At 67.5% G+C, this 22,270-nt stretch carries 19 protein-coding genes, 1 tRNA gene and 1 pseudogene; 6 read left to right on the top strand and 15 right to left on the bottom strand.

Going from position 1 to position 22,270, the window contains the following annotated elements; genetic code table 11:
* Nucleotides 1-51: 51 nt before the first annotated feature.
* A complete protein-coding gene (locus AC1DNE_RS03825) occupies nucleotides 52-426 on the bottom strand; it encodes a VanZ family protein (RefSeq protein ID WP_441471754.1) in 375 nt (124 codons plus the stop codon).
* Nucleotides 427-634: 208 nt separating this feature from the next.
* On the opposite strand from AC1DNE_RS03825, the pseudogene AC1DNE_RS03830 reads away from it, so the two are divergent.
* Together AC1DNE_RS03830 and AC1DNE_RS03835 are read left to right on the top strand one after the other, a co-directional pair.
* A pseudogene (locus AC1DNE_RS03830) lies at nucleotides 635-768 on the top strand (aspartate/glutamate racemase family protein); the annotation flags it as partial.
* A gap of 94 nt (nucleotides 769-862) precedes the next feature.
* On the top strand, nucleotides 863-2,257 hold the full coding sequence (locus tag AC1DNE_RS03835) for a DUF2793 domain-containing protein (protein ID WP_441471755.1): 1,395 nt from the start codon (nucleotides 863-865) through the stop codon (nucleotides 2,255-2,257).
* A 124-nt stretch (nucleotides 2,258-2,381) separates the two neighbouring features.
* Here AC1DNE_RS03835 and araD read toward each other — a convergent pair whose 3' ends face one another.
* The 3 genes from araD to AC1DNE_RS03850 all read right to left on the bottom strand — a co-directional run bounded on the left by araD (nucleotide 2,382) and on the right by AC1DNE_RS03850 (nucleotide 5,861).
* Nucleotides 2,382-4,112: an L-arabinonate dehydratase gene (gene araD / locus AC1DNE_RS03840; RefSeq protein ID WP_476765915.1), complete on the bottom strand. Its 1,731-nt coding sequence runs from the start codon at nucleotides 4,110-4,112 to the stop codon at nucleotides 2,382-2,384.
* Between the two features lie 140 nt (nucleotides 4,113-4,252).
* On the bottom strand, nucleotides 4,253-5,170 hold the full coding sequence (locus tag AC1DNE_RS03845) for a dihydrodipicolinate synthase family protein (protein ID WP_441471757.1): 918 nt from the start codon (nucleotides 5,168-5,170) through the stop codon (nucleotides 4,253-4,255).
* Nucleotides 5,160-5,861 (bottom strand): GntR family transcriptional regulator, encoded by a 702-nt coding sequence (locus AC1DNE_RS03850; RefSeq protein WP_441471758.1) that lies wholly within the window; start codon nucleotides 5,859-5,861, stop codon nucleotides 5,160-5,162. Before AC1DNE_RS03850 ends, AC1DNE_RS03845 begins: the two co-directional genes overlap by 11 nt.
* Nucleotides 5,862-6,061: 200 nt before the next feature.
* Between AC1DNE_RS03850 and AC1DNE_RS03855 the strand changes: the two genes are divergently transcribed.
* Nucleotides 6,062-7,036 carry a Bug family tripartite tricarboxylate transporter substrate binding protein gene (locus AC1DNE_RS03855; RefSeq protein WP_441471759.1) on the top strand — a complete coding sequence of 325 codons (975 nt, stop codon included), beginning with the start codon at nucleotides 6,062-6,064 and terminating at the stop codon, nucleotides 7,034-7,036.
* Between the two features lie 34 nt (nucleotides 7,037-7,070).
* Here AC1DNE_RS03855 and AC1DNE_RS03860 read toward each other — a convergent pair whose 3' ends face one another.
* Nucleotides 7,071-7,982 (bottom strand): LysR family transcriptional regulator, encoded by a 912-nt coding sequence (locus tag AC1DNE_RS03860; RefSeq protein ID WP_441471760.1) that lies wholly within the window; start codon nucleotides 7,980-7,982, stop codon nucleotides 7,071-7,073.
* Between the two features lie 93 nt (nucleotides 7,983-8,075).
* Between AC1DNE_RS03860 and AC1DNE_RS03865 the strand changes: the two genes are divergently transcribed.
* The gene (locus AC1DNE_RS03865) at nucleotides 8,076-9,002 is read left to right on the top strand and encodes a hypothetical protein (RefSeq protein WP_441471761.1); all 927 of its coding nucleotides are present in this window, start codon (nucleotides 8,076-8,078) and stop codon (nucleotides 9,000-9,002) included.
* On the top strand, nucleotides 8,999-10,009 hold the full coding sequence (locus tag AC1DNE_RS03870; protein ID WP_476765916.1) for a DUF2891 domain-containing protein: 1,011 nt from the start codon (nucleotides 8,999-9,001) through the stop codon (nucleotides 10,007-10,009). The genes AC1DNE_RS03865 and AC1DNE_RS03870 overlap by 4 nt, the downstream gene beginning before the upstream one ends.
* Before the next feature lie 4 nt (nucleotides 10,010-10,013).
* On the opposite strand, the gene AC1DNE_RS03875 is transcribed toward AC1DNE_RS03870, so the two are convergent.
* From AC1DNE_RS03875 to AC1DNE_RS03920, 10 genes are all read right to left on the bottom strand, one after another.
* Complete coding sequence (locus AC1DNE_RS03875; protein WP_441471763.1) at nucleotides 10,014-11,051, bottom strand: LLM class flavin-dependent oxidoreductase; 1,038 nt, start codon at nucleotides 11,049-11,051, stop codon at nucleotides 10,014-10,016.
* An 18-nt stretch (nucleotides 11,052-11,069) separates the two neighbouring features.
* Nucleotides 11,070-12,002: an ABC transporter substrate-binding protein gene (locus AC1DNE_RS03880; RefSeq protein ID WP_441471764.1), complete on the bottom strand. Its 933-nt coding sequence runs from the start codon at nucleotides 12,000-12,002 to the stop codon at nucleotides 11,070-11,072.
* 205 nt (nucleotides 12,003-12,207) lie between these two features.
* Nucleotides 12,208-13,140, bottom strand: coding sequence for an ABC transporter substrate-binding protein (locus AC1DNE_RS03885; RefSeq protein ID WP_441471765.1), 933 nt, complete (start codon nucleotides 13,138-13,140; stop codon nucleotides 12,208-12,210).
* 26 nt (nucleotides 13,141-13,166) lie between these two features.
* Nucleotides 13,167-14,969, bottom strand: a complete 1,803-nt coding sequence (locus AC1DNE_RS03890; protein ID WP_441471766.1) for an amino acid ABC transporter permease/ATP-binding protein — start codon at nucleotides 14,967-14,969, stop codon at nucleotides 13,167-13,169.
* Between the two features lie 37 nt (nucleotides 14,970-15,006).
* Complete coding sequence (locus AC1DNE_RS03895; protein ID WP_441471767.1) at nucleotides 15,007-15,543, bottom strand: GNAT family N-acetyltransferase; 537 nt, start codon at nucleotides 15,541-15,543, stop codon at nucleotides 15,007-15,009.
* 36 nt (nucleotides 15,544-15,579) lie between these two features.
* Nucleotides 15,580-16,923, bottom strand: a complete 1,344-nt coding sequence (locus AC1DNE_RS03900; RefSeq protein WP_476765917.1) for an LLM class flavin-dependent oxidoreductase — start codon at nucleotides 16,921-16,923, stop codon at nucleotides 15,580-15,582.
* 26 nt (nucleotides 16,924-16,949) lie between these two features.
* A complete protein-coding gene (locus AC1DNE_RS03905) occupies nucleotides 16,950-17,954 on the bottom strand; it encodes an MsnO8 family LLM class oxidoreductase (protein ID WP_441471769.1) in 1,005 nt (334 codons plus the stop codon).
* 23 nt (nucleotides 17,955-17,977) lie between these two features.
* Nucleotides 17,978-18,580: a flavin reductase family protein gene (locus AC1DNE_RS03910; protein WP_441471770.1), complete on the bottom strand. Its 603-nt coding sequence runs from the start codon at nucleotides 18,578-18,580 to the stop codon at nucleotides 17,978-17,980.
* A gap of 674 nt (nucleotides 18,581-19,254) precedes the next feature.
* Nucleotides 19,255-19,328 (bottom strand) — tRNA-Gly (locus AC1DNE_RS03915).
* 77 nt (nucleotides 19,329-19,405) lie between these two features.
* Nucleotides 19,406-20,434 (bottom strand): trans-3-hydroxy-L-proline dehydratase, encoded by a 1,029-nt coding sequence (locus tag AC1DNE_RS03920; RefSeq protein WP_476765919.1) that lies wholly within the window; start codon nucleotides 20,432-20,434, stop codon nucleotides 19,406-19,408.
* 270 nt (nucleotides 20,435-20,704) lie between these two features.
* Between AC1DNE_RS03920 and AC1DNE_RS03925 the strand changes: the two genes are divergently transcribed.
* Nucleotides 20,705-22,261 (top strand): methyltransferase regulatory domain-containing protein, encoded by a 1,557-nt coding sequence (locus AC1DNE_RS03925; protein WP_476840913.1) that lies wholly within the window; start codon nucleotides 20,705-20,707, stop codon nucleotides 22,259-22,261.
* Nucleotides 22,262-22,270: the final 9 nt, after the last annotated feature.

Consider the following 22,270-nt stretch of genomic DNA (forward strand, 5'->3'; position numbering starts at 1 on the left):
GCCGCCAACAGGTGGCCCAGATCGAGACACTGGATCTGGCGGGTTCCACGTTCAGATGGCGTTGCGGAAGCGCCGGAGCATATATTCGAAGGAGCTCGCCATGGCGGAGCCGACAAGCGCCCCCATGATCTTGACCAGCGCGTCATGAGGCAGCCCGTGACGGGTCATCTCCAGCGTCTGCAGCCATTCCAAACCTGCGGCCAGACCGATCAGGCCGGGCAGCACCAGCCAGCGCTGGCGCGGGTAAGCGAAGGTGAGCAATGCGCCGGCGGCAAGATAGGCGAGGAAGCGTTCGGTATCCGCACCCAGGTCCATGAGGTGGGGCCGCGCATCGATCGGCGACAGCGTCGAAACGACGATCACGAGGAGGGCGGTCCAGCCGATCAGGACGGCGGCGCGGCGCAGCTTGTCGAGGGAGGCGTTCAAACCGGAACTCCGAATGCTGGCGGGGCGCATAGCAAGATTTAGGCCAGCACTGTAAGAATCGTTTCGCGCCGATGCCCAGCTATGCCCTTATGGCAATGTAAAAACGGCGAAGCAATGGCATAGGTGAAATCTGTGTCATGTCTTCGCGCCGGCTATGCTGTCGTAAGGGCGTCGGGTCAACATGTCGGCGATGAACGGGAGAGGTTTCATGCTGGAGAGTTCTGCCGCGTCGTCGGCGGCGCGGATCGCGCCGGGCGGCAAGGCCATCCATGGCATGCCGCTCGGCACCTGATGCCGGAGGCGCGCTTTCCACGCATTCCCGGCGACATGGGCAATGGCACGTTCGGCTGAGCCGGCCGACTTATCCCCGGCTTCGGCAATCGCCCGATAATCCCCCTCGCGACAGCCCGGCGCTGCATCCCCTTCGCGAGGCCACATGACCGACACCCCCCGACTTTCCCTACCCCTGCTCGCCGCCGGACAGGCGCAGAAGCACGTCACCCACAACGACGCGCTGACGCGACTGGATGCCTTGATCCACCTCGTCGTCGACAGTCGCACGCAGACCGCGCCGCCGGCCTCGCCGACGGAGCTTTCCGCCTATATCGTGCCCCCGGGCGGCACCGGCGCCTTCGCCGGCCGGGCCGATCAGCTGGCGCTGTTCGAGGATGGCGGCTGGACCTTCCTGACGCCGCGTGCGGGCTGGCAGGCCTGGGTCGCGGACGAAGCCGAGCACAATCTCTGGACCGGGACGGAATGGCGCCGCGCCAGCCCGCTCAGCAGCCTCGGCGCCGAACGCTGGGGCATCAACGCGTCTGCGGATGCGACCAACCGGCTCGCGGTCTCCTCCGAGGCCAGCCTGTTCAACCATGCCGGCGGCGATCATCGCCTCAAGATCAACAAGGGCGCTGCGGGCAACACCGCGAGCGTTCTGTTCCAGGCCAACTGGTCGGGGCGCGCCGAATTCGGCCTGGCCGGAGACGACGAATTCCGGGTGAAGGTCAGCGGGGACGGCTCGGCCTGGCACGATGCAATCGCGATCGATCGCTGGACGGGAAGCGTGGTTCTGCCAGGCTCGGCCTGGGCTTGCGGCACGGACCTCCTGATCAATGGCGACATGCAGATCAACCAGCGCGGCTTCGCGGGCGGAGCGCTTGCGACGGGAAACTACGGGTTCGATCGCTGGAAGGCGGCGAGCGGCGGCGCCAATCTTTCGCGCAGCGGTTTCGCTATCACGTTGAACTCAGGTGGAATCGTGCAGGTCGTCGAGCCGGCGCTGTGGGGCCTTGCCTCCTTCGCCGGTCTGTCGCTGACGCTGTCCGTCGAAGGCCTGAGCGGCGGCAATCTCTCGGTCGCCATCGGTAGCCAGACCGGCACGATTACGGCAGGCGCAGACCGGCGTTCGGTGACGTTGACCCCGGCTGTGGGCGACACGGGGGCCTTGACGGTGCGGTTGTCCCCGAGCGCCGGGACGGTCAGCTTCGCCCGCATCAAGCTGGAGCGGGGCGGCGTCGCCACTGGATGGGGAGCCCGCGCGCTGGCGATCGAGCAAATGTTGTGCCGACGCTACCATTGGCGCCCGGACGGACAGATCCTGATCGACGCCTACCAGGCTGCGGCGGCGGGCGCTCGCCAGAGCATCGGGATGCCCGTACCAATGCGAACGACGCCGGCAGTCGGCTTCACCGTGTCCTCGGAAATCAATGTGCAAGGCAGCGATCGCGGCGTTGTCGCCCAATCACCCGAGCGTGCCTATGCCTATGTCACCGCACAAACGCTGGGGCGGGTGCGGGCGGCGTTCGACGCCATCGCCTTCGATGCGGAGTTTTAGGGCAGCGCGTCATGCTCGGGCTTGCCCCGAGCATCTCCGGGAGAGTGGGCTCTGGAGCCTCCCTCGGCTCGAGATTCTCGATTCCGCGCCGGGCGCGGCCCGGGAATGACGCCTCCTGCTCGCGTCAGTGAATCTCGGGTTCCGCCACCTTGGCAGTGCCTTCGAGATAGTCGAAATCGCAGCCCTTGTCGGCCTGCCGGATATGGGCCGCGGACATCTTGCCCCAGCCGCGCGGATAGTCGCGGTCGGGCGGCGTCCAGACGGCGAGGCGGGCGGCGATCTCTGCTTCGGTGAGGTTGACCGAGATGCTGCGGGCCTCGACGTCGACGCTGATGATGTCGCCGGTCTGCACCGCGGCGAGCGGGCCCTTGATATAGGCCTCCGGCGCGACATGCAGGATGCAGGCGCCGTAACTGGTGCCGGACATGCGGGCATCCGAGATACGCAGCATGTCGCGCACGCCCTGCTTCAGCAGCTTCTTCGGGATCGGCAGCATGCCCCATTCCGGCATGCCGGGGCCGCCGACCGGGCCGCAATTCTTCAGCACCATGATGTGGTCGGCGCTGACGTCGAGGTTCTCGTCGTTCACCGCCCGCATCATTGCGTCGTAATCCTCGAAGACGAGGGCCGGGCCGGAATGCTTGAGCAGGCGAGGCTCGGCGGCGGAGGGCTTGATGACGCAGCCATCGGGGGCGAGGTTGCCCTTCAGCACGGCGAGGCCATTGGCCGTCGAGACCGGGCGGTCGAGCGGGCGGATGACGTTGTCATCATAGACATTGGCGAGCGCGATGGTCTGCGCCAGCGGCTTGCCGGTCACGGTCATCGCATCGGTGTGGAGCTTGCTCTCGAGCTGCTTCAGCAGGGCGGGGAGGCCGCCGGCATAGAAGAAATCCTCCATCAGGAAGTCGCCCGAGGGGCGCAAATTCGCGATGACCGGGACCGTGCGCGAGAAGGCGTCGAAATCATCCGGTGTCAGCGGCACTCCGGCGCGACCGGCCATGGCGACGAGATGGATGATCGCGTTGGTCGAGCCGGCGACGGCCATGTGGACCGTCAGTGCATTCTCGAAGCTCTTGCGGGTCAGGATCTGGTCCGGCGTCAGATCCTCCCAGACCATCTCGACGATGCGCTTGCCTGCGGCGGCGGCCATGCGTGGATGGGCGGCGTCGGCGGCAGGGATGGCGGAGGCGCCGGGCAAGGTGAGGCCGAGTACCTCGGCATGGCTCATCATCGTCGCGGCCGTGCCCATCACCATGCAGGTGCCGTAGGAGCGGGCAATGCCGCTTTCCATATCGCGCCACTGATCGTCGGTGATGTTGCCGGCTTCCTTCTCGGCCCAGTACTTCCAGACGTCGGCGCCGGAACCCAGCACCTTGCCGGCCCAGTTGCCGCGCAGCATCGGCCCGGCCGGGACGAAGATGAAGGGAAGCCCCGCGCTGCAGGCGCCCATGATCAGGGCCGGCGTGGACTTGTCGCAGCCGCCGAGCAGCACCGCGCCGTCGAGCGGGTGGGAGCGGATCGATTCCTCCGTCTCCATCGCCAGGAAGTTGCGATAGAGCATTGTCGTCGGCTTCTGGTACTGCTCCGAGACCGACATCACGGGGATTTCGATCGGGAAGCCGCCGGCCGCCCAGACCGCGCGCTTCACCGCCTCGGCGCGGTCGCGCAGGTGCGTGTGGCAGGGGTTGATCTCTGACCAGGTATTGATGATGCCGATGACCGGCTTGCCCATGAATTCCTCATGGCCCAAGCCCATCTGCAGCGCCCGCGAGCGATGGCCGAAGGAGCGCAGATCGCTCGCCCCGAACCAGCGCCAGCTGCGCAGGGTCTCGGGCGTCTTGCGGGGGCGGGACATGGGCGTTTCCTCGGAATTCTTGTCGTTCTAGTCGGTTCTGGCGTCATGGTCGGGCTTGACCCGACCATCCCGGAAACCAGTGCCATCTTGTCATGAGATTCTCGGGTCTGCGCTTCGCTCCGCCCGAGAATGACGGCCTGTCACTCAGCCGCGGCCTTCACGGCGCCCCAGCCCGACACGATGCCGCGCAATTCCGCCCGCTCGGCCTCGTTCAGCTCCGGCAGGCCGGGCAGTCTGACCGGGCCGACATCGGTGCCGAGCAGGCCGAGTGCTTCCTTCACCACGGTGACGTTGGCGCCGTTGCCGTATTTGGTGCGCAGCTTCTCGAAGCCGGCGATGGCATCGACCTCCCGGCGCGCCGCGGCATAGTCACCGGCTTCCAGCGCACGCCAGACAGCGAGCGAGCGCTCGGGCACGACATTGATAAGACCGGAGGTGAAGCCGCGCGCGCCGAGCGCATAGAAGGGTGCGGCCCAGCCCTCGGCGAGGCCGCAGATCCAGTTGGCCGAGGAGCCTTCGGTCTCGCGTACGCAATCGGCGAGCAGCATCATGTTGTTGGAAGCGAACTTGACGCCGGCGACGTTCGGATGCGTCGCGACGCGGATCAGGTCCTTCACGCCGATCGCGTCCGAACGGATATAGGCGACGAGCGGGATCGACAGCGCCTCGGCGATGGCGAGGATGTAGTCGGCCTGGGCTTGCGGCGCGGCGAAGGGGTCTAGCGGGTGATGCACCATCGCGGCATCGCAGCCGGCCCTGGCGGCGAGCTTGCCGGTCGCTACCGCCTCGCGCAGGGACCTGCCGATGCCGGCGGTGACCAGCGCCTTGCCGGCGGCAGACTCGGCTGCGACGGCGTGGGAACGTTCCACCTCCGCCGTCGTCATCGGGTAGAACTCACCGGTGTTGCCGGCCGAGACGATATTGTGGATGCCGGCCTCGGCGATGCGCCGGACTATCTTGCCGGTCAGGCCCCAGTCGGCCTCGCCATCCGCCTTCCAGGCGGTGACATGGACGCCGGAAATGCCGCGCAGCGCGCTGCGCACCTTGTCATTCGTCATAGTCCAGTCCCTCCGCATCCGCGCCGAAGACCAGCCTTACATGGGCCTTCGCCGAGCGGACGATGTGGCGGCGCATCCTGAGTTCGGCGAGCGCGGGATCGCGCGCCAGGAGCGCCTCGTAGATGCCGCGATGCTCCTCGAAGCCGCGGCGGCGTTCGGCCAGCTCCGAATGAAGCGAAATGCGCTGGGCGTGATCGTACATGCGCTGGCCGTCGAGCCGGCGCTCCAGATAGGTGCAGCCCGAAATGCGATGGATCGCGCGGTGATAAGTCTCGTTGAGCGCGACCAGATCCTCGAGGTCGCCATGCTCGGTCGCCTGCTCCATCTCGGCGATCAGCCGGGCGAGCTCTCTTTCGTCGCTCCCGGTCAGGTGGTTTGCCGCGATATGGGCCATGACGCTTTCGAGCGCGGCGCGGCCCAGCGCCATCTCCAGCGCCTGCCGCGGCGAGAACTCGACGAAGACGCCGCGCCGCGCCTCCGTCCGCACCAGCCCTTCGCTCTCCAGCTTGCGGATCGCGTCCTTCACCGGTGTCGTGCTGACGCCGAGCATCTCGGCGAGCTGGCGTTCGTTCAGCCGCTCGCCATTGCGGAAGCGCCCGGCGACAATGGCGCGGCGCAGGCGCTCATGCACGTGCTCGCGCAGCGAACGCAGCAGATCGGGGGCGACGGGTTCGACGGCAGGCTGCAACATCATCATTCCGAAGCGGCCAGTCAACATCCACCAAAGCCGGATAACGACCCGCGCCGCACACCGGCATCAAACAGCACAATCCTCCTGTTCCGGCAATCTGAAATTTCAGATTTCAAATCTGCAATCCTGTGATATCCCTCGGGCAAGCGCCCAGAACGAGGCGCAAGGCGGAATGTCCGTGACGGGGAGGAACAAGACCAATGAGCATCAGCCGCAGAACGATCATCATCGCCGCCGCTTGCCTGGCTGCGGCTGGGCCTGCCTTCGCGCAAGGCGACTATCCGGGCAGCAAGGTCGTCACCATCGTCGTGCCCTTCGCGGCCGGCGGCACCACCGACCTGCTCGGGCGCATTCTGGCTGACCGGCTGGGCCAGCGCCTCGGCGGCAAATTCATCGTCGAGAACCGGCCGGGCGCCGGCGGGAATACCGGTGTTGCTGCCGTCGCACGCGCGCCGGCCGATGGCTACACGCTGACCATGGGCACTGTCTCGACCCATGCGATCAACCCGGCTGTCTATGCCAGGCTGCCCTTCGACCACACCAAGGACTTCGCGCCGATTTCACAGGTGGCGAGTGTGCCGAACATCCTGATGGTCAATATCGATCTGCCGGCCAAGACGGTTCCCGAACTGATCGACCTGCTCAAGAAAAATCCCGGCAAGTACTCCTTCGGCTCGTCTGGGGCGGGCACCTCGACCCATATGGCGGCGGAACTGTTCAAGGTCGCGACCGGGACCGACATGGCGCATGTGCCTTATCGGTCGAGCGGGCAGGTGACGCAGGACCTGCTCTCCGGCCAGATCCAGATCACCTTCGACAACATCACAATTGCCTGGCCGCATGTGCAGGAGGGCAAGATCAGGGCGCTGGCTACCGCGACACCGCAGCGGCTGGAGGTCGCCAAGGACTTGCCGGCGCTGGCCGAGTTCATTCCAGGCTATGATGCCAGCTCCTGGCACGGCTTCTTCGCGCCATCCGGCGTGCCGAAAGAGATCGTCGCCAAGCTCTCGGCCGAGACGCAGGCGATCATGAAAGAGCAGGCGGTGATCGACCAGCTCAAGAAGCTCGGCGTCGATCCCGTCGGCTCGTCGCAGGAGCAGTTCACCGCCCATATCGCCTCGGAGACCAAGCGCTGGGCCGAGGTGGCGCAGAAGGCGAATGTGAAGATCGAGTGAGGCGGTCGGGCTTCCGGCGCCGCGAGCCGTGGAATCAATCCGCGGCCGCAGTGGCGATCGCATTCATGAGCCAGCGCAGCGCGGGGTCCGCCAGCGCGCGCCGTGCGTGCAGCAGGTCGATATCGAAGGCGGCCACTTCGCAGGGGAGCGGCAACACTGCGACGCCGGCGCTTGCTGCAAAGCGGCGGGCAACCCGCTCGGCCATCGTGGCCACCAGATCGGTGCCGGCTACCGCGAAGGGAACCGCGACGACATGGGGCAGGGTGACGGCGACGCGGCGCCTCAGCCCCATTTGATCAAGGGCGATATCGATGGCGCTCGGCAGGCCGTCGCCACCGGCCGCCGAGAACAGGGCGTGGGGCAGGGCGGCATACTCGCTCAGCGTCATATCGGCTCCGCCTCCGGCGCGCGCAGGGTCCCGGATGCAGACGAAGCGTTCCTCGATCAGGCGCCGGCGCAGGCAGAGTGCTGAATCGGGCAGGTGGCCGCCGATCAGGGCGTCGAGTTCGCCCCGCTCCAGCCGCGCCAGAGCGTCTCCTGCGTCGGTGATCGGCCGCACGGCGAGGTCGACGCCCGGAGCCTCTCGACGCAGCAGCCTGACCAGGGTGGGGACGACGACGAGATCGCCATAGTCCGTCACGGCAACGGCGAAACGCCGGTTCGATGTGGCGGGCTCGAAGCCTTGCCGGGGCGCGAGCGCTTGCCGGATCTGCTCGAGCGCGGCGCCGATCGGCCGGGCAAGCGCCAGCGCCTTCTCGGTCGGCTGCATGCCGGAGGCGGTGCGCAGGAACAGCTCGTCGTCGAACAACTCGCGCAAACGCCGCAGGGCACTGCTCATCGAGGGCTGCGCCAGGCCGATCCGGCCGGCGGCGCGGGTGACGTGGCGCTCCTCGATCAGCGCCTCGAAGGCCACCAGCAGGTTGAGATCGATCGACGCTAAATTCATGCAGACAATGATGCATATACGAACAATCGATTTCAAGAATGTCGTGGAGGTATCTACACCGGCATCCGTTGTACCGACGGGCCGATAGCTGCGATGTCCCCCTCTCTTGCGCGCTGCATTCCAGGTGGACCGACATTGCTGATGGTCGGGGTGCTCGCAGGCCTCGCGATTCCGGCGCTGGCCGATGCTGTGCGCCCGGCAATGGCTGCCGCCATCTTCGTGATCGTCCTGGGCACATTGCTCAGGGTCGACGGCAACGCCTTCCTGATGACATTGCGGCGACCGCGCCTGTCGCTCTTTCTGCCGGGGCTAGTGATGCTGGTTTGCCCGCTGCTCGTCGCGGCGGTGGTGCGCGGTGCCGGGCTGGCGCCTGAGCTTGCACTGGCGGTGGTGCTCGCCGTCTGCGCACCGCCTTCCGGCGGAAACGCGGCGGTGGCGCGGCTGCTTGGCCTCGACCCGACGCTGCCGCTTACGGTGACCTTGCTGTCGATGGCGGCCGCGCCTCTGACGGTGCCGCTCCTCGCGCAATGGCTCGGCGGTATCGGTTTCGACCCCTATGAGCTGGCATTCCGGCTGTTCGCTCTGACGGCCGGAGCCGCTGCGTTCGCCTGGCTGTTGCGCCGCCATGCGGGTGCGGCGCTGGGCCGGCATGGAGCTACGGTCGATGCAACCGTTCTCGGCGCCCTGCTGATCTTCGCGCTGGCCGCGATGGCCGGAGTGCGAGTCCAGATCGAGGCCGATCCCACTATGGCGCTGTCCTGCGTTGCGCTCGCCTTCGCTTGCAACATCGCGTTGCAGGGGCTCGGCGTCGTCCTGACGCCCGGCAGCCTCGCCGCGCGGTTGACCGTCGGCCTGACCCTCGGCAACCGTAATGTCGGATTGGTCTGGTCCGCGCTCGGCGCCGCGACCTCGCCGACGATGGCGCTTTTCTTCGCGGCGACGCAGTTTCCCATCTACATGACCCCACGCCTGATCGCCTTCGTGATGCGTCGCGCCGAACCGGAGACAGCCAAGCCATGACCGCCCCCGCCCTGACCGAAGAGATTGCGCTGCGCTTCGCCCGGATCGCGCTCGGCCATGTCCGGCGGGAGTACCCGAACAAGCCGGACCACACCTTGGCCGGGCCGGAGGACGCGCGCACGCCAAGCGCGCTGCATCCGGTGTTCTACGGCAGCTATGACTGGCATTCCTGCGTGCATAGCTACTGGATGCTGGCCCGCCTGCTGCGGCGCTATCCAAACATGGAGGCCGCCGCCGACATCGTGGCCTTGTTTGATGCGCAGCTCGTTCCGGAGAAGATCGCAGTCGAATGCGCCTATCTCGCTGCCCCGACGGCGCGCGGCTTCAAGCGGCCTTATGGCTGGGGTTGGCTGCTGAAGCTCGCCGCCGAGCTGGACGGGTTAGACGATGGGCGCTGGGGCAGGGCACTGGCGCCGCTCGCCGAGATCTTCGCGCAGCGCTTCCGCGACTTCCTGCCGATCGCGACCTATCCGGTCCGCGTCGGCACGCATTTCAACACCGCCTTCGGCCTGCGGATGGCTGCCGACTATGCGGCGGCGACTGAGGATGGGGCGTTCCTGACGCTGCTGCGCGAGACGGCGCTGCGCTGGTACGGCGCTGATGTCGACTGCCCGGCCTGGGGCGAGCCGAGCGGGGACGATTTCCAATCCTCGGCCCTGATCGAGGCGGAATGCATGCGCCGCCTGCTTCCGGCGGAACGGTTCCTACCCTGGTTCGAGCGCTTCCTGCCGCATGTCGCACAGAGCAAGCCGGCCATTCTGTTCAAGCCGGCCACCGTGAGCGACCGGACCGACGGCAAGATCGCGCATCTCGACGGGCTCAATCTCAGCCGGGCCTGGTGCTGGAGCGCGCTCGCCGCGGCCTTGCCGGCGGGCGATGCGCGGCGCCCGGTCATCGACGATGCCGGGCGGCGGCATCTCGAAGCCGGTCTGCCGCATATCGCCGGCGACTATATGGGCGAGCACTGGCTCGCGACCTTCGCTGTGCTCGCTATCGAGGAGCGGTAGCCGTTCAGGCAGCTCCCTTCAGCTCAGCTCCTCCGCGCCAGCCGAGCGCCGGCGCGACGAGGGCAGCGAAGTCGCCAATGATCTGGCGGTAGTCGTCGATGCGGAAGTTGTAGGGCAGCTCCAGCCGTAAGGTATCGACGAGCGGCAGGATCGGGTCCGCCGCAAGCCGTTCGATCAGCTCGGCCGCCGTTCCGACCAAATCCGGCGCGAATTGCGTGCGCCGTTCGCCCTGCGGGGCGAGGGTGCGGGCGTGGCGGCTGGCTGCGTAGTCGCGATAGCGCTGGCGCGTCGCGGCGTCTGCTCCGTCGATCGGGACGATGACGCGGCCGACTGCGATCCGCGGTGTGACTGCGCCGCGCCAAAGTTCGCGGAACGTCTCGATATGGCGCCGCTGCGCCTCGAAGAAATCATCGGTTTCCTCGCCGATGTTGATGTTGCCGACCAGCAGGTGGAAGCCGTTCTCCGCTGCCCAGCGCGCTGAACGCAGCGAGCCGCCGCCGTACCAGAGGCGCTGGCGCAGGCCGGGAGCGTGCGGGCGCAGCCGCGGCCGATGCTCGCCGGCGGCCGAGGTGATGCGCGTATCGGGATCGCCGAGCCAGCCGCCCTCGATGTTCGCGGCGAGCCGCGCGACACGGGCATGCGAGAAATCGATCGTCGCCGGATCACCGTCGAAGAGACGCTGGCCCAGCAGCTTGCCGAAGGGCGGCGGCCCGGCGCTGAGCCCGATGTTCAGCCGGCCGCCGGAGAGGACGTCGACCAGCGAGAGGTCTTCCGCCAGCCGGAACGGATTCTCGTAGCCCATCTGGATGACGGCGGTGCCGAGCCCGATCCGGCGCGTGCGCTGCGTCGCGGCGGCCAGGAAGGTCGCCGCTGAGGAGACCCCGGGTTCGAGATGGCGCTGGCGCACCCAGGCGCTGTCGAAGCCGACAGCTTCCCCATGTTCGAACAGCGAGAGCGAATCTTCGAGTCCGCTGCGGGGATCGGCGTCGTCGTAGTTGCCCGGTGTCAGGAAGGCGATGTGCCGGATCGAGAGCTTGGTCATGTCAGTCGTTTCGTCATGTCAGTACTTCGGCAGGCCGGGCGGGTTGGTCTCGGAGCGCTCCACGGCTTCCTCCTCGATGCCCCAGCGGGCGAGGGCCTGCCGGTATTTCCCGCTCTTGATCAGGTTGTTGGTGGCGAGCGTCAGCGCGTCGACGAGGCCGCTGCCCTTGCGGGTGGTGATCGCGACATCGGATTTGAGCGGCCAGCCGGCGCTCAGCGTGCCGATGCGCTTGATGTCCTTGTCGCGGGCGGCGACGAAGACGAGCTGGGCATGGGGCTGAACGACGACGTCGACCCGGCCGGCGCGCAGCGCGACGAGCCGCGCTGCCTCATCGTCGAAGAGCTGCAGCTCCAGCGGCTTCAGGCCGGCAGCGACATTCTGCTTGCTCCATTCGACCAGGATGCGTTCCTGGTTGGTGCCGCCGCCGACGCTGAAGCTCAGCCCCGCCGCGTCCTTCGGTTCCTTGATGCTGGTGACCTTGCTGTCGGCCTTGACGAAGAAACCGTGCAGGCCCTGGCGATAGGTCGAGAAGTCGAATTTCTCCTTGCGCTGCTCGGTGACGCCGACATTCGAGATGACGGCGTCGTATTTGCCGGAGGCCAGTCCGAGCGGCCAGTCGGCCCAGGCGAGCGGCACGAGGTTGAGCTTGAGTCCGAGGCTGTCGGCGACGAGCTGAGCGAAGTCGGGATCCGCGCCGACCACGGTTTTGGCATCGGTGGCATAGGTGGAAAGCGGAGGCCCGCCAGGGCTGATGCCGACCGTGAACACGCCGGGCTCGACGAAAGTGAAGCCCCTCGGAACGGCGGCGACGGCGGCCGGGTCCTTCTCGGCGCGGATACGACCGGGCTGTTCGGGGCCAAGATCGAAGGGCGCCTGCTGGGCGAAGGCGGGCAGGCTCGTGGCGCCGAGCGCGCCGACGAGAAGCGACAGGAGTGTCCGTCGCGGAATCATGATGGTCTCCAATTCTTCAGATGGGGCGCGATCAGGCCACGCCGATGACTTTTTCGAGCCCTCATCCCGAGGAGCCATTCCCTTGGAATGGCGTCTCGAAGGATGCTTCAGGAGGTTCGAGAGGCATCTGGAGCGCCCTTCGAGACGCGGACTTCGTCCGCTCCTCAGGACGAGGGCTGTGAATGGTCAGCAGCTTCGAAGGCTTTCACGCCTTCGGCAGGCCGGGCGGGTTGGTGCGGGACTGCTCGATGGCTTCGGCCGAGAGGTTCCAGCGGGCGAGCGCCTTGGCGTAGTTGCCATTCTTGATCTGGCCGTTGAGCGCATGGGTGATCGCGTCGGCCAGGCCGGCGCCCTTGCGCGTCGTGACCGCGATCTCGGCGAGGACCGGCCAGCCGCCGCTGAAGTTGCCGGCGAGCCGTGTCTTGCCTTCCTGCGCTGCCTTGAAGCTCAGGAGGGCGTTGGGTCCGAGATAGGCGTCCGCGCGGCCGGATTCGAGTGCGAGATAGAGCACGACGTCGTCGTCGTAATACTGGGGCTCGACGGGCTTGAGCCCCGCCTTGATGTTGGCCTCGTTCCAGCGCAGCAGGATCTGCTCCTGATTGGTGCCGGCCGAGACGATGACCTTGAGGCCGGCGACGTCCCGCGGCTCGCGGATGACGATCTCGTTATCCTTCTTCACGTAGAAGCCGAGCAGGTCCTTGCGGTAGGTCGAGAAGTCGAACTTCTCCTTGCGCTGCTCGGTGACCGTGACGTTGGAAATCACCGCGTCGTATTTGCCGGAGGTGACGCCGAGCGGCCAGTCGGCCCAGGCGGTCGGTACGACCTCGAGCTTGCGGCCGAGCGCATCGGCGATGAGCTGGCCGATGTCGGGCTCCGAGCCGATGATCGTCCGGGTGTCGTTGGCGTAGCTGCCGAAGGGGAGGCGCCCAGCGGTGTTGGCGATGGTGAAGACGCCGTCCTTCGCGAATTTCGCATCCTTGGCGATGAGCTTGATCGCCTCCTCGTCAATCTGCGCGCGCGGGCGGCCGGCCTGTTCGGGCGAGAGGTCGATCGCCTGCTGGGCGAAGGCCCTGGCGGGGAGGATGGCGGCCGAGGCGGCGCCGGCGAGAAGGCTCAATGAATCGCGTCGCGTGATCATGGTCGGTTTCCTTGTGCGGGGGGAGGTCAGAGCACTTTGGCGAGGAATTCGCGGGTGCGGGGGTGATCGGGGGTGCCGAGGATCTGGGCAGGGGCGCCGGTCTCGACGATGCGTCCGGCCTCCATGAAGACGACCTGGTCGGCGACCTCGCGGGCGAAGCCGATCTCATGGGTGACGATGACCAGTGTCGTGCCGGAGCGGGCGAGCTCCTTGATCACGTCGAGCACCTCGCCGACGAGCTCCGGGTCCAGCGCCGAGGTCGGCTCGTCGAAGAGCAGGACCTTCGGCTTGAGCGCGAGGGCGCGGGCGATGGCGACGCGCTGCTGCTGGCCGCCCGAGAGCTGGCGCGGATAGGCCTGCGCCTTGTCGGCCAGCCCGACGCGGACGAGGAGTTCCTGCGCCTCGGCCAGCGCCTGATCGCGGGAGAGCCCGCGCACCGTCACCGGCGCCTCGACGATGTTCTCGATCGCGGTCAGATGCGGGAAGAGGTTGAAGTTCTGGAAGACCATGCCGACGTCGACGCGCCGGACGAGGATGTCCTTCTCCTTCAGCTCGTAGAGAGTCTCGCCGTCCTGCCGGTAGCCGATCAGCTCGCCGTCGATGGCGATGAAGCCCTCGTCGACGCGCTCCAGATGGTTGATCGAGCGCAGCAGGGTCGATTTGCCGGAGCCGGACTGGCCGATGATCGCGGTGACGCTGCCCGGGCGCAGCGACAGGTTGACGTCATCGAGCACCTTGAGCGGGCCGAAGCTCTTCGAGACATGGCTGATGCGGATCTCGCCGCCGCTGCGCGGGGAGAGCGTGGCGAGCGAGACCTTGCCCTGCGAGGCCGCAGCCTGGCTCGGAACCGCGACGCCGCCAGCGGCCGTCGCCGCCGCGATGCGGCTGCCGCCCAGCCAGCGCAGGGCGCGGTCGATGACCGACGGCGGCGGATTGCGCAGGGCGCCGCGCGAGTAATAGCGCTCGACATGGTGCTGAATGAAGGAGAGGACGCTCAGGATGACGAGGTACCAGACCGTCGCCACCATCAGGAGCGGGATCACCTCCAGATTGCGCCGGTAGATGACCTGGATGGTGTAGAACAGCTCCGGCAGGGCGAGGATGTAGACCTGCGAGGTGCCCTTCGCGAGGGTGATGACCTCGTTGAAGGCAGTCGGCAGGATTGTCCGCATCGCTTGCGGCAGCACGATGCGCGAGACCTGGCGACGGCGCGGCAGGCCGAGCGCCGCAGCGGCTTCCAACTGGCCCTGGTCGACGGAGAGGATGCCGCCGCGCACGATCTCCGAGGAGAAGGCGGCGGCATTCAGCGTCAGTCCCAGCACGGCGGCGAGGAAGGGCGTGATCAGCTGTGTCGTCTGCCAGGAGCCGAAGCTGATCCCGGTGAAGGGAATGCCGAGCCAGATCGTGCTGTAGAGATAGCCGAGATTGTTCAGGATCAGCAGCAGCACGATCAGCGGGATCGAGCGGAAGAGCCAGACATAGCCCCAGGACAGCGAGGCGAGCAGCGGCGAGCCCGAGACCCGCGCCAGCGCCAGCACGGTTCCGAGCAGGAAACCGAAGACGGTGCCGAGCAGGGTGAGCAGCAGCGTGCGGCCAAGCCCAGCCAGAACCGGCTCGGCGAAGAACCATTCGGCGAAGACGTCCCAGCCCCAGCGCGGATTGGACAGCACCGAATTCAGGACGGCGAACAGCACGACGGCCGCGAAGATGGTGCCGATGGTGCGTGCCGGATAGCGCGCCGGGACGATGCGATAGCGGCTGAAATCTCGGTGTGGTGCCGGGGTCTGGGCGTGCGCGGGCAAGCCCGCGAAGTCGCTGGCGAGGGTCATGGCTGGCTCTTGTTTTGTGAGAAGGAGGAGCGGCCCGTCAGGCAGCGCTGAGCGAGGAGCGGGTGTCCGGCCGGCGCGGCAGCGAGGCCGGCAGGACGGAAAGCTCCTTCTCGAAAGGCAGCTTGCCATAGGTCTCGGGATCGGCCGAGACGTCGAAGAGCGGGGTATAGCCCGCCTCCAGATAGAGGCCCTTGGCCTCCGGCTGGCGGAAGCCGGTGGTCAGGAAGATCTTGCCGTAGCCCTGCCGTATGGCCTGCAGCTCCAGCTCGACCACGATGCGGCGGGCGAGGCCCTGGCGGCGGAAGTCGCTATGGGTCCAGATGCGCTTCATCTCGGCGGTGCGCTCGTCGTAGCGCTTGAAGGCGCCGCCGGCGATGGCGTGGCCGTCACGTAGCAGCAGCACGAAATTGCCGTCCGGCGGGGCGAAGAGCTCGGCCGGGTAGCGGCTCATCTCGGCGCCCGGCGGCTCACCGAAATAGCTGCCGTAGCGGGTGGCGTATTCCCAGGTGAGCTGCTCGACCAGCGGCTGGGCGAGGGGATGCAGGGGGGTGGTGTAGAAAAACGCGTCGGCCATGGCGTGAGCCCTTCCGTGAAATCGTTGCGGGGCGGCTCAGCCGGCGCGGCGCGTCGGCGCGAGGTCCGAGATCGCCGCGTAGCGGCTCTCGCGGCGGGGCAGGCCAAGATGGTCGCGCAGCGTCGCGCCGGGCAGGTTGCGGTCGTAGACGCCGCGCGCCTCCAGCACGGGGATGACGAGCTCGACGAAATCGTCGAGGCCCTGGCCGATCACCGGGAAGCCGAGGATGAAGCCGTCGGCTGCCTGCGTTTCGACGCGCCCGATCAGCTTGTCGGCGACCTCCTCGGCCGAGCCGATGAAGTCGCTGCGCGGCGTCGCGGCCTCCAGCGCGGCCTCACGCAGAGTCTGCCCCTTGAGGGCGGCGTTGCGCTTGATGCGGTCGGTGGTCGAGCGGAAGCTGTTCTTGCCGATCTCGCCGAGCTCGGGGAAGGGGGCGTCGAGCGGATAGGCGCTGAAGTCGTGATGGTCGAAGAAGCGGCCGAGATAGGCGAGCGCGTCGTCGATCGAGATCAGGTCACGGATCGCCCGGTATTTCTCTTCGGCCTCGGCCTGCGTGCGCCCGACGATGGGGCCGGCGCTCGGGAAGACCTTGACCTCGTCGGCCGACCGGCCATGGGCGACGGCGCTGGTCTTGATGCTGCGGTAGAAGCTCTGCGCTTCCTCCAACGGGACATGGTTGGCGAAGACCGCATCGGCATGGCGGCCGGCGAGCCCGATCCCGGCATCGGACGCGCCGGCCTGAAAGATCACCGGCTGGCCCTGCGGCGAGCGCTGGATGTTGAGCGGGCCCTCGACCTGGAAGAAGCGGCCCTTGTGATTGAGCGCGTGGAGCTTCTCGCGGTCGAAGAAGCGGCCGCTCTCGCGGTCGCGCAGGAAGGCATCGTCATCCCACGAATCCCAGAGGCCCTTGGCAATGTCGAGATACTCATGCGCGATCTCGTACCGCAGCGCGTGCTCGGGATGCGGGCGGCTGTAGTTGCGGCCGGAGCCCTCCAGCGGAGAGGTCACTGCGTTCCAACCGGCGCGGCCGCCGCTGAGCAGGTCGAGCGAGGCGAATTGCCGGGCGATGGTGAAGGGGTCGCTGTAGGAGGTCGAGACCGTGCCGACGAGGCCGAGCTTGCTGGTCGTCGTCGCCAGTGCCGAGAGGATGGTCAGCGGCTCGAAGCGGTTGAGGAAGTGCGGGATCGACTTTTCGTTGATGTAGAGCCCGTCGGCGACGAAGGCGAAGGCGATGCCGTTCTCCTCGGCCTTGCGGGCGTTGCGGATGAAGAAGTCGAGATTGACGCTGGCATCCGCCGGATTGCTCGGGTGGCGCCAGGCGTTCATGTGGCTGCCGGCGCCCTGCAGCATCAGGCCGAAGGTGAGGCGGGTGCGGGACATGGATGTGTCCTTTCGGGAGGGAGGGATCAGGCCGCCAGCGCCGGCGTCTCACCGGCGAGCAGCGTCACGGAGGCGAGGCGCCGGGCGGTGAGGGCCACCGGCGTGTCGATGACGAATTCGGCGATGCCGAAGCGGGCATGCAGCGCGTCGAGCTCGCGCCGGACCTGCTCGGGCGTGCCGGCGAGGATGTGTGGTTTGCGGATCTCTGTGCTGTAGGAGGAGGCGCCGGCCTGGCGGGCGTATTCGGCCGCCTGTTCCTCGCTGCCGAGATTGAGGTTCTGGCCGTTGTCGAGCGTGAGACGGACGACGCGATGGTTCTCCGTCAGGCTGAGTGCCTCCTCGGCCGTCGGGGCGGCGAAGGCGGCAACCGCGAGCAGCAGTGCAGCCGGGCCGCCGGCTTTCGCATAGGCGTTCAGGCTGACCTCGATCGCCTTCGGGTCGCCATTGTGGTGGCCGGCGAAAACGAAGTGCCAGCCGCGTTCGCCGGCCTGCCGGGCGCTGTCGGGACTCGCGCCGAGCAGGAAGCGCTCCGGCGTCACGGGCGGTACCGGGAAGGCACGGGCCTTCTCCTGCGGGCCGGGTGCCTCGGTTGGCGGGGCAAGGAAAGTGTCGAGCTCGTCCAGCAGAGCCTCGAACGAGGGCGAGCGCGCCGGATCATGGAGCACCCGCAAGGCCTTGGTCGCGAAGGGCAGGCCGCCGGGAGCCTTGCCAATGCCGAGATCGACGCGGCCGGGAGCCAGCGAGGCCAGGAGGTTGAAGATCTCGGCGACCTTGTAGGGGCTGTAATGCGGCAGCAGCACGCCGCCGGTGCCGATGCGGATGCGCTGCGTGCGCGCCAGCAGATAGGCCGCCAGCACCTCGGGGGCCGGGCTGGCGAGACCGGGGAAATCGTGGTGCTCGGCCAGCCAGAAGCGGCGATAGCCGAGACGCTCGGCGGCCTGGACGAGGCTCGTCGTGCGCTGCAGCGCCGTGGCGGCGGTCTCGCCTTCGAGGATCGGGCTCTTGTCGAGCAGGCTGAGGCTATAGGTCATGTCGGAAAGCCGTATCGAGAAGGTCAGAGGGAGCGCAGGCCGAGCGCGGTGCGAGCTTCCTCGGCCATCCAGCCGAGCCGCTCATAGTCACCGCGCCAGTAGAGAAGGGCGGCATCGTTGGCGCCGAGCCTGATCTCGCGCACCCGGCCGATGACGATGGCGTGCGAGTGCCGCTCGATCAGCTCTTCCAGCTCGCAATCCAGTGCGGCCAGCGCGCCTTCGAGCAGGGGCGCGCCGGTGCGGCCTTCGCTCCACCGCGCCTCGGCATAGCGGGCGGGGCCCTTTTCGCCGGCGCGGCCGGCGAAGCGGTCGGCGACCTCCTTCTGCGCGGCGGTGAGGAAGTTCACGCCAAAGCTGCGGTGACGCTTGAGCACCGGGAAGGAGGAGGACGACAGGTTGACGCCGAACATCACGGTCGGCGGCTCGGCCGAAAGCGAGGACAGCGAGGTCACGGTCAGGCCGGTCCGGTCATCGCCACGCCCCGTCGTGATGACGGAGACGCCGCCGGCGAGATGGCGCAGCGCCGACCTGAATTCGCGACTGACGTCCCTCGCAGGCGGCGAAGCGCTCGCCGCTGGTCGGATGGCAGCGTGCGAAGCCGGGGGGGTCAGCGAGACGATCGCCATGGAAACCTCTGACGGAGACTGCGGATCGGGGGCGGCGGGCGGGGGAGCCTGACGCGCTGTCGGATGATGGCGGCGAGCCGGAAGGGAGATGACCCGGCCGTCTTCTGTTGCGGGGGAGAGCCGGTTGGGCGCTTCGGCGCTGCTGTCGGTGTTCGCACGAGACATGAGGTCTCCTTCGCCGGCAGGCCGGCGTCGCAGGGAAAACGAATTCGGAAAGGAAGTCGTCAGGCGCTCAGCGGCGCCGGCGTTCCGTCAGGAACATCGCCTCCGCGGCGGGGCAGCAGAACTGACTGTGACGTTGGTCGGCATCGCCGGCGTGTCTCCGTGCTTCGGAGCCCACGATTTCATCGTGGTGCTTTTAGCGTTGTTGACGCGGCGCAAGCTGCTCCAGCAAATCCCGCGAAGGAGCGAGAGGAATATCGCTCGATACTGTCATTGTTTCTGCGGAGAGACCCGCGGTCAATGAAACAGCTTTTCAAAGATCAGTTGAGCCGGAGGTGGAAAGCGCCACGACAGGGGCTTCGGCGGGAGAATTCCGTTCGTCGGCCGGGGCGGCGCCCGGCGGGGCGGCCGCCTCAAGGCCGAAGCACGCGCGGTCCGCACAGCCGAGGCCGCGGAGGGAGCAGTCCGTCGCCGAGGGCGGCGGGCTCAGCTTATGCAGTCGGGAAGGGAGTTGGAGCGGGTACCGGGAATCGAACCCGGGTATTCAGCTTGGAAGGCTGCTGCTCTACCATTGAGCTACACCCGCATCGGCGGCCAAATTCCCTATCGCACCGGCAGGTGTCAAGGGCTGCTGTACCGTTTCCCAGTCAGTCTCGCGTCATCTCAGAGTTTTGGCCAGGTATCGGAGAGCCTGTAGCCGGCGGGCCAGGGGTCGTCGGGATCGAGCATGAGCTGGGAGGTGCCGGTCACCCAGGCGCTGCCGGTGATTCGCGGGATGATCGCCGGCGTATCGCCGACGCGCGTCAGGCCCTCGATCTCGCAGTCGAAGCGGGAGCCGATGATCGACAGGCCGACGAAGCGCTCGCCGACGCCCAATTGTCCGCGCGCATGCAGCACGGCCATCCGCGCCGAGCAGCCTGTGCCGGTCGGCGAGCGGTCGATCTTGCCGGGGCGGATCGCCACCGCATTGCGGCCGGTCAGGACGCCATCGATGCGTTCGACCGGGGCTGCGAACTGGCAGAAGGAAATGTGATCCCAGGCGGTATCGCCGGGATGGACGAAGCCGAGCTGCTCATTCGCCGCGCGGGTGATCTTCATGCCGGTTTCGGCGATCTCGCGGGCCTCGTCGGGCGCGATCGCGAAGCCGAGACGCGCCGCGTCGACGATGACGAAGCTGTCCCCGCCATAGGCGATATCGACCGTGAGCGTGCCGAGGCCGGGGACCTCGATCGTCGCGTCGAGCCGGGCTGCGAAGGAGGGGACGTTGCGCAGGCTGATCGCCTCGGCCTTGCCGTCGCGGCAGGTAGCGCGGATCTCGATCAGCCCGGCCGGCGCCTCCAGCACGATATCGGTGTGCGGCTCCTGCATCGGCAGGATGCCGGTGTCGAGCAGCACGGTCGCGACGCAGATCGTGTTTGAGCCCGACATCGGCGGCGTGTCGGCCGGCTCCATGATGATCCAGCCCATCTGGGCGCGCGGATCCTTGGGCGGAACGAGCAGGTTGACGTGGCGGAAGACTCCGCCGCGCGGCTCGTTGAGCACGAAGTTCCGCAGGGTTTCGTCGGCGGCGATGAAGCGCGACTGCTCCCAAATCGTCTCGCCCGGAGGCGGCTGGACGCCGCCCACGATGACGTCGCCAACCTCGCCCGCGGCATGGCAGCCGACGACATGGATGATCTTTTGGCTGCGCATCGACGGGACCCGGCAGGATTGACGTGTGCCGGCAGCCTAGCCAGTTCACGCGCCTTTCAGAAGCCGAAGTTGAAGCAGGCCTTCACGATATCGTCCGAGCCTGGGAATTGCCGGGCGGGATCGAGCCCTTCTGATCTCGCCGATTTTCCGGCATGGCCGACCCATCGCTCGACATGCTTGGAGCAGGATGGTTTGGCCGCTCCTTCAAATGGATGAGGCGCCGGAGAGGCGGCTGGGCTCGAATGGGCTGAACGCAGCCGGGCGGCGGCCATGACGAGCGCTTCAGCGATCAACCCCTATGATGCGGTGGCCTATCCCGGCCATTCGTTCTCGCAGACCCACCCGGCGCGGCTGGCGACCATTGCGCATTTCCACGGAATGAGTCCGGCGTTGCCGTCGCAGATGCGCGTGCTGGAACTCGGCTGCGGGCGCGGCGGCAACCTGATCCCGATGGCGGCGCAGTATCCGCAGGGCCGTTTCCTCGGCATCGACCTCAGCGGGGATTCGATCCGGCAGGCGAATGCCAATGCGGCAGAGCTCGGCCTGTCGAATGTTGCCTTCAGGCAGGAGGATATCCTGGAGCTGACATCCGACCTCGGACGCTTCGATTACATCATCGTCCACGGCGTCTATTCCTGGGTGCCTGATCCGGTACGAGAGCGGATCATCGCCCTGTTCGGCGAATTGCTGGCGCCGCAGGGCGTCGCCTATGTCAGCTACAACGCGCTGCCGGGCTGCCGCCTGCGCGATCTTGCGCGGGACGTCATGCTCTATGCGGTCCGCGACATCGACGAGCCGTGCGAGCGGGTGCGGGCGGCGCGCGCCGCGCTCAAGGAGGTCGCCGAAGCCAGCGATCCCGACAGCTATCACGGTGCGGCGCTGCGCCAGCGCCTGAAGCAGATCGACGAGCTTCCGGACAATGTCTTCTACCATGACGACCTGAATCCGGGGGCGCGGGCTTTCGCGCTGCATGAGGTTCTGTCTGCTGCGGAGGGGCACCGATTGCAATTCCTGGCGGAAGCGTCGTTCCCGAATCTCTACGGCGCCGCCAAGGGCCCCGCGCAGCAGCTCCTGGCGCAAATCCCGGTCGAGGCGGCGGCGCGGCGCGAGCAGATGCTCGACCTGCTGATCGGGCGCGCCTTCCGCGAGACACTGCTCTGCCGGGCCGAACTGCCCTTGCGGCGGGGCATCCGGGCTGATGCGCTGAGGCCTTACTACCTCGCGGCCAATGCAAGGCTGGCCGCGCAGGCGACGGAGGAGGAGAGGCCTGGCGTCGAGCGCTTCGAGTTCGACGAGGGCGTGCGGCTTTCGGTCGATCTGCCACTGTGCAAGGCGGCGCTCGGCATCATGAGCGCGATCTGGCCGGCCAGCATCGCCTGGGAGGAACTGGTCGCGCGCTCCTGCCGCGAAGTGGCCGGCGAGCTCGGTCCCGATCTCGATCACGAGGTGGAGCGGCTCGACGAGGCGCTGATCGCGATCTTCAAGGCGGGGCTGCTCGACATCCGGCTGGAGCCGCCGGCGCTGACGACGCAGATCAGCGAGAAGCCAGCCGCCAGCGAGATCGCGCGGTGGCAGGCCTCGAGCGCCTTCGAGGTGACGGACCTGCGCCACCGCACCGTCCAGCTCGACAGCCTCGTCGTCCGGAAATTCGTCAGTCTGCTCGATGGCTCGCGCGATCAGGATACGCTGCTCGACGACATGAACGCCTTCCTGGCCGAGACGAGGGCGGCGGGCATCGCGGTCACCAACCTGCCGGAGCGGGCGACGGCAGCGGAAGTGGCGATGCATCTGAAGGATGTCGCCCGTCTCGCCTTGCTGCGGGCATGAGGATTGTTG

The sequence above is a fragment of the Allobosea sp. 05L423 genome (assembly GCF_056397745.1).